This is a genomic window from Pseudomonas karstica, from assembly GCF_009707515.1.
Classification (GTDB): Bacteria; Pseudomonadota; Gammaproteobacteria; order Pseudomonadales; family Pseudomonadaceae; genus Aquipseudomonas; species Aquipseudomonas karstica.
Window position 1 is genome coordinate 133424 of sequence record NZ_WLYI01000012.1, and the last position, 6797, is coordinate 140220.

The window sequence follows — 6797 nt, forward strand, 5'->3', positions numbered from 1 at the left end:
GGCGATTGTCATTACCTGCATGAAAATGGGTGGATATTGAAAAAAATACTGCATGTGGCCGAAACGATTAAAGGTGGCGTTGCCACCGTTATTCGGACGATATCGGCTGCACCTGAGGGCGAAGCGTCAAACTATGAGTTGGTTTATTTGATCCCGCTCGATCAGAAAAAAGAACTGCACGGCATTGATGAGCAACAAATCAGGACCTTCGACAGAACCAAGCGGGATGTGCTGTCGCTGCTGCGATTCGCCTGGAAACTGGCCCGTGTGATTCTCAAGGAAAAACCCCATGTGGTGCACTTGCACAGCACCTTTTCCGGGGTGATTGGCCGTTGTGTGTGTGTGCTCCTGCGGCCGTGGCGCTCGCCCAGGATCATTTACTGCCCGCATGCCTTTTCGTTTCTGATGGAGAGTTCGCCGGCCAAACAGAAAGTCTATTCGCTGATTGAGCGGCTATTGCAGAAAGTCACGGACGTGATCATTTGCGTCAGCCAGTACGAGCTGGATACCGCTGCGACGTTTGGTATTGATCGTCATCGTATGACATTGATCTACAACGGAATTCATTACAAGGATGATGAGCCGAAGACTAATGACCAGGCTTCGATCCATCTGCTTTTTGTGGGGCGGCTCGACTACCAGAAGGGTTTTGATGTCTTGCTCAAGGCGTTTGCCGGTGTGCGGCGCACTGATCTGAAACTGACGGTGGTTGGCAGTGCGGTCAACGAGAACGCCGTCGACTGCCCGGCGATGGACGGGGTCGAGTACATACCGTGGGTGACCCCGGCTGAAGTGAATGCGCTTTATCAGGCGGCGGACGCCCTGATTGTGCCAAGTCGCTGGGAAGGCTTTGCCATGGTGCCCCTGGAGGGTATGGCCATGGGCTTGCCAGTGATTGCCAGTGACTGCACGTCCTTGCCTGAGTTGGTCAGCCATGGGGTGACCGGCTACATCTTCCCCACAGGTGATCACCAGGCACTGACCGATGTATTAGCGAACATCGAGAAATCCGGGCTGCAGGAGCTCGGAATCCAAGGTCGCAAAATGGTTCGCGAGCGGTTCAGTGCCACGTTGATGATTCGGCAAACCTATGACGTGTATTCCGCCCCCTCTTATTAAGTAGAAATCAGCTCATGAACGTAACTATTTTGCATGGCTACAGTGCCTCCAACTCCGGTGATGGCCTTCTCGTGGACCTGGCAATCGCCCTGGTGTTGCGAAACTTTGGCGCGGATACCTCAATCAACGTCGTGGCCTCGGATCCGGAGTCATTCAGTTACTTGCCTTACAAGCGCTATGACGCGCCGGTGATGGCAGCCAAGGGTTTGGGGCGAGTCAAGCAAGCGCTGTTCCTTAATCAATCCTACGCCGGCCTTGCAGATCTATTGCGTTCAAGTGACTTGATCGTCGGGGTAGGCGGCGGTTACATGCGTTCCAAAAGCGCTTTTGAACATATCAAGTTGAAGCTGGGGCATGCCAAGCAATTGGAAACGGCGATCCTGAGTAAAGTACCCTCGGTGTACCTGCCGCAAAGCATCGGTCCCTTTCACGGAGAGAGCAGCGAGATTGTCGGGCATTACGCTCATGCCGACGCCGTCTTTGTCCGGGACAACAGGTCGTCACAGATTTTCGGTGCTCATGAAAATGTCTACCGCGCACCTGATCTCGCGGTGCAGGCCTTGGCCAGCAAGATCCTCATGCAACCCAAGTTCACTCGTTGCGCGTCTTCGCCTGCGGTGGTCTGCGTGGTACTGCGCAAGCCGCCGGAGTGGAGCAAGGAAAAGAAAGTCGGTTACGTGGCTAACTTGAAGCTCCTGCTACAGCGGCTGAAGAACAAGAGCAAAGTGGTCTGCGCGGTGCAAAGCGCTGTACGTGGCAACGATGACGGCGCGTTCTATCGAGAGTTGGGTATCACCGAAGAGTTGCTGTCACTGAAAGAGACCCTGGCCAAATATCAGCCGGACCTGGTGATTTCCGTCAGGTTGCATGGCGCCATCGAATCGCTGCTGGCGGGCGTCCCGGCGTTCCACATCAGCTATGAGCGCAAGGGCTTTGGTGCCTATCAGGACATGGGCGTGGAAGACTGGGTGATCAATGGCGGCGATATCGATGTCGACACCATCATCAACACGGTTTACGCACCCGATGCCTTGTCCCGGTTTGGCAAGCAATTGACGGACACCTGCAAGGAAATCGAAGCCAAGACGTTGGTAATGGATGGGATCATCAAGGGAATTGTTCGATGATATTTCGGCTATTGCTCCGGGGCGGAGCTTTAGGCGCGAAGTTTTTGCTGGTGTTGGCCATCACCCATTACCTGGGATATGACGCGTTGGGCTTTTACGGCGTGGTAGTGGCCGCGTCGTTGATTGCATCGAAGTTTTACAGCGTCGGATTCAGTTCCGAAATCAATCGGCTGATCAGCGTCGGCGACAGTTCGCGATGGGTCGTTGATAGGGTCTTGCTGTTGTACCTGGCGGTGGGGATCGTGTTGTCGGTGGTGACAGTCGCGGTTTACTCGCTGTTCCAGGAGGTCGAGGCAAGTGCCGTGCTGATCGTTTGTGTGGCACTTGTGCTGCTCACCGAACACCTGTCTTTTGAAATAAATTCCTTTGTGTTTGCCGCCCAGAAATCCACGTGGGGCGCGATACTGTTCTTTATCAAAACCGGGCTTTGGGCGCTGCTGGCTTTAGGCGGGATGCTGCTGGGATGGGTGTCCGGTATCGCCAGTGTGCTGTGGTTATGGGTGGCGGCCAACGTAGTGGTGATTGTTGCCGGTTACCTGATTGTGGTGAACGTTCACAAAGGGCGGGGGGCAGGAGCCCTCACCACGGCCTCGGTCTGGAAAGCCGGGTTACCGTTTTACCTGGGCACTGGTTTGATTGCAGTGAGTCAGTACGCCGAACGCTTCCTGATTTTGGACATCGAGCCCTACGCGAGCCTGGGCAAGTACGTTTACGCCTGGTCTGCGGCCAACACCTTGCAGGCGCTTTCCTACGCCGTGGTTGCAGTGGTAGGCATCCCGGTGCTCGCCAAGCGTTATCAGAACGACAAGCAGGCGCTGACAGTCCGGCAATTATTCATGAATCAGTGGGTGATGCGGGCCCTCGTGGTGTCAGGCGTCGTGGCGCTGATGATTTATCTGTTTTTCAACGTCGTGCTCGATTACGTCGGTACGACGGTACCGCGCCCGGACAACAAAATTCTCGGCGTGCTGATTTTCTCCTTTGCCCTGCGCGCCGTCGGCGACATCGTCTGGGGCGGCCTTATTGCGTCTAAAAACAGTCGGGTGTCATTCGCCAGCGCGGCCATTTGCCTGTTGGTTTCTCTGCCGGTCAGTTACGTATTGATCAAGCACTATTCGATTTATGGTGCCGCATGGGGGAATGTTTTTTCAATCACTGTGCAGCTCGGCGTTATCGCCTTGCTGACCCGGTTTGCCCGAGCGAAGGTAACTGTGTAATGGCGTTGAAGCTGCCCTCCATCGAGTTTCGTGGCAACAAACTCGACTCGTCGATCTCGTTCCTGATTCTGTTCAGTGGCCTGTTTCTGTCCGTTGCCATGCCGCTGCTGATGCACCGGGAACCGGGCCCCGATGCCATGACGTTGTGGTCGTCCTACGTTCGTGCCGACAACTGCAACTTCTGGAACCCCTTCTCGCCAGACCGGTCTTCCTACGAGTGCTCGGCATATCTGCTGCGTCCCACTGGGATCAATCTGACCAATGCCTGGGCCTACGGGATGGCGTGCAATCTGTTCCTGACGGCGATTCCGGTATTTATTTTCAGGCGCATGCCGCTGACGCTTTTCCTGACCTTGTGCTTGTGGGGTGTGGTCCGGTCGTTTTTCCTCGACAACCTGACCAAGGAAATCATTGTCTCGGTGGCAATGATTGCGATTTTGCTGTTCTCGTTTTCCAGACGTTACCGGGGAGGGTTTTTCTTCTCTGCGCTGGTGTATGGCGTGTTGATCCGGCCCTACTGGATATTGTTTTCGCTGGCCTGGATCGGCGTGTGTGTCATGAAGAAGTACGTGTCTCGACTCACCTTCTTCCTGATGTTGTTCTTGTTCTACCTGGCAATCGCCACGGCGATTCAGCTGGTGGCCGGTTATTCGGTGTCATCGATTCGCGCCAGCAACAATGAATTGCGCACGGCGGGCGAGGAGGGATCGAAGTCGTTGATTGTTTCCTGGCTCAGCGGTGGTGACTTCGTGTCGCAAGCGCTTGACTCGCTGATTATCTTTTTCCGCCTGTCGTTTCCCGTGGAATTGATCCTGCTCTCCGGCCTGGGCCAGATCATCTTTGTAGTGCTGATGATGATGACCTCGTTGCTGATGTTCAAGATGATCACGTCGAGCGACTACAAGGGCGTGCGCATCGACACCAAGGCCAAGGAGCTGATCGCCATTCCTCTGTCCTTTTTGCTGGTACAAGGTTTGTTTGAACCAGACTTCGGTTCCTTCGCCCGACATTTTTCCATGGTAGTACCGGTGCTGTTCATGGGCCTGGGATTGCAGTTGCGCACAAAGAAACCTGAGTTGGTTGAATCAAGAATCCTGAACTGAGGTTTGTGTTTTATGTCGATCAAGAAAAAGTCGCTGGAGATCGAGACCCTACGCGGTCTGGCCTGCCTGCTACTGGTGCTTTATCACGTGATAGGGCCCTTGGGCGGCGGCTTGAAAATAGACGTGGGTTCGCCTTTCCGGGTAATCGCCGACTCCATGGTGTACGTGCGCATGCCGTTGTTCACCTTTATTTCGGGCTACATCTATTCCATCTACAAAATCAGAGGCAATGACTTCTCCGCCTACTTTTTCGGCAAGGTCAGACGGTTGATCGTGCCATTGTTTTGCGTGGGTATTCCGTTTTCGATACTGCAGGCGATCGGCCCCGGCGTGAATAAGGAGCTTGGTCTGGTCGATGCGCTGCTGTCGTTCTATGTGCCGGTCAATCACTTCTGGTTCTTGCAGGCGGTGTTCATCATCTTCATGTTTGTCGGCCTGCTGGAGTGGCGTGGCCTGTTGCAGACAGCAACGCGCTTGTACCTGTTGCTGGCGTTTGCGGCGGGGGTGTTTCTGCTACCGCCCTTTGCACTTGATGCTTTCGGCATCAATGGTGCGATCTATCTGCTGCCGTTTTTTGTGATGGGAATGATTGGCCAGGCAAAGGTCAACGAGATAAGGCAATCACTCAAGGTGATCGGGCCGCTGGTGTTCGTATTGATATCCCTGGTGCTGCTGTATGTGGCGGCGGTGGATCGCGAGTTGATCGTTGATCGCCGAAGCCTGGTCGGATTGTTGGTGGGATGTGTGTCTTGCGTGGCGCTGCTGTCGAGTAACGTGCGGGCGCAATGGCTGATCTGGCTTGGCGGATATTCCTACGCGATTTTCCTGTTTCATGTGCTGTTTGCCGCCGCGTCGCGATTCGCGCTGGGGCGCCTGGGTATCAAGGATGAAAGTGTTCTGGTGCTCAGCGGGGTGGTCTGTGGCTTGTTGGGGCCGGTAGTGCTGTCGAGTATTTTCAGTCGTTTCGCTCTCACGTCCACGCTGTTTCTGGGGGAGCGAGCAGCCCGTAAAAAACCTCCGGCCGCCGCCACGGTGTCGCAACCCCGATGAATGCCCTGATAAAGGAAGTGACGCATGTACGCAATCGATGACGTACGTCCCGTACCCGCTTCGGTGATTGAAGTGGGTGATGCTCGCGAGCGGTTTGAGCAATGGCGCGAAAAAAAAGCAGGGAAGGTGATATCCATCTCGGTGATCGGCGACAGCTACAGCGCCGGGCAGGATTTTTACCTGAACAAGCTCGTCCAGCGGCTAACGAAAGAGGCAGGTTTCGCCGGGCCGGGTTATGTCGGTTTTAACCACGGCGCGGCGCTCGGTGGTACACACTACAAATACACCCGAAGCAGCAAAAAGTACTTTGGCGGTGGCTGGAGCGTATCCCGTCTTGGCCAGGCAAGCCCCGACAGCCGTACCATCACGGGCCGGCCCGGTGCTTATCTGGAGGTAGATGCCAGGCCGACAACCGTCATTGATACGTCCATTGCCCAGGCTAAATTACTTTACCTGGGGGACGGAAAACCCAATGAGGTGCGCTACCGTTGGGCGGCATCAGACACTTGGCATTCATTGACGCTCGGCGGTTCAGGTGTCCAGGAGATAGCGTTGCCTGGTGCGCCTGACACGGCCGACTGGGCGTTCCGACTGGAGGTGGTCAAAGGCTCGCCTACCTTGTTCGGCCTGTGGTCGAGCAATCACGAGGCGGGCGTCAGGGTGTCCAAGCTCGCCGCTTCTGGCGCGGCATCCGCTGACTTCTACCACAACGATAGTCAGTGGCAGACTCAGTGGGAAGCGGTGGTGTCGAAGATTCCTGCGGACATTTACCTGATCATGTTGGGCGGCAATGACCAGGGGTTTGGGGTGAAACCCGAAAAGTATCTGGAGAATATCCAAGGTCTGGTGCGGATGGTGCGCGAGGTTCACCCGGCGGCGAGCATCAACCTGATCCTGCGTCAGGACACTACACGTTCAAGTGCCTATCCGATGTCGGCCTACGGGAAGGTTTTGGAGCCCTGGGCGCGCTCGGAGCATCTTGGTTACGCTGATATGCAGTGTGCGTTCGGCGCCGACTTCAAGCGCTACGCCGGTGGTGGGCCCACTCCTATGATCGGTCCGGACAGCATTCACCCTATCCCGGGGACGGGAGGCCGGGTGATCGCCGATTACGTTTATCGTCTGATGGTTGGTGGGGATAACGCGGTTTCGCCGCAGGACACTTGCGGCATCGCGCGAAA

General features: G+C 55.6%; 6 protein-coding genes. All 6 read left to right on the forward strand.

Features of this window, described 5'->3' with window-relative positions:
* The first annotated feature begins 36 nt into the window (after window positions 1-36).
* Window positions 37-1119: a glycosyltransferase gene (locus GIR22_RS11110; protein WP_154743364.1), complete on the forward strand. Its 1083-nt coding sequence runs from the start codon at window positions 37-39 to the stop codon at window positions 1117-1119.
* Between the two features lie 14 nt (window positions 1120-1133).
* Window positions 1134-2246: a polysaccharide pyruvyl transferase family protein gene (locus GIR22_RS11115; protein WP_154743365.1), complete on the forward strand. Its 1113-nt coding sequence runs from the start codon at window positions 1134-1136 to the stop codon at window positions 2244-2246.
* Window positions 2243-3463, forward strand: coding sequence for an MATE family efflux transporter (locus GIR22_RS11120; protein ID WP_154743366.1), 1221 nt, complete (start codon window positions 2243-2245; stop codon window positions 3461-3463). Before GIR22_RS11115 ends, GIR22_RS11120 begins: the two co-directional genes overlap by 4 nt.
* On the forward strand, window positions 3463-4566 hold the full coding sequence (locus GIR22_RS11125; protein ID WP_154743367.1) for a hypothetical protein: 1104 nt from the start codon (window positions 3463-3465) through the stop codon (window positions 4564-4566). Before GIR22_RS11120 ends, GIR22_RS11125 begins: the two co-directional genes overlap by 1 nt.
* Before the next feature lie 12 nt (window positions 4567-4578).
* The gene (locus tag GIR22_RS11130) at window positions 4579-5616 is read left to right on the forward strand and encodes an acyltransferase family protein (RefSeq protein ID WP_154743368.1); all 1038 of its coding nucleotides are present in this window, start codon (window positions 4579-4581) and stop codon (window positions 5614-5616) included.
* A 24-nt stretch (window positions 5617-5640) separates the two neighbouring features.
* On the forward strand, window positions 5641-6797 hold a 1157-nt coding region (locus GIR22_RS11135; protein WP_154743369.1), incomplete at its 3' end, for an SGNH/GDSL hydrolase family protein.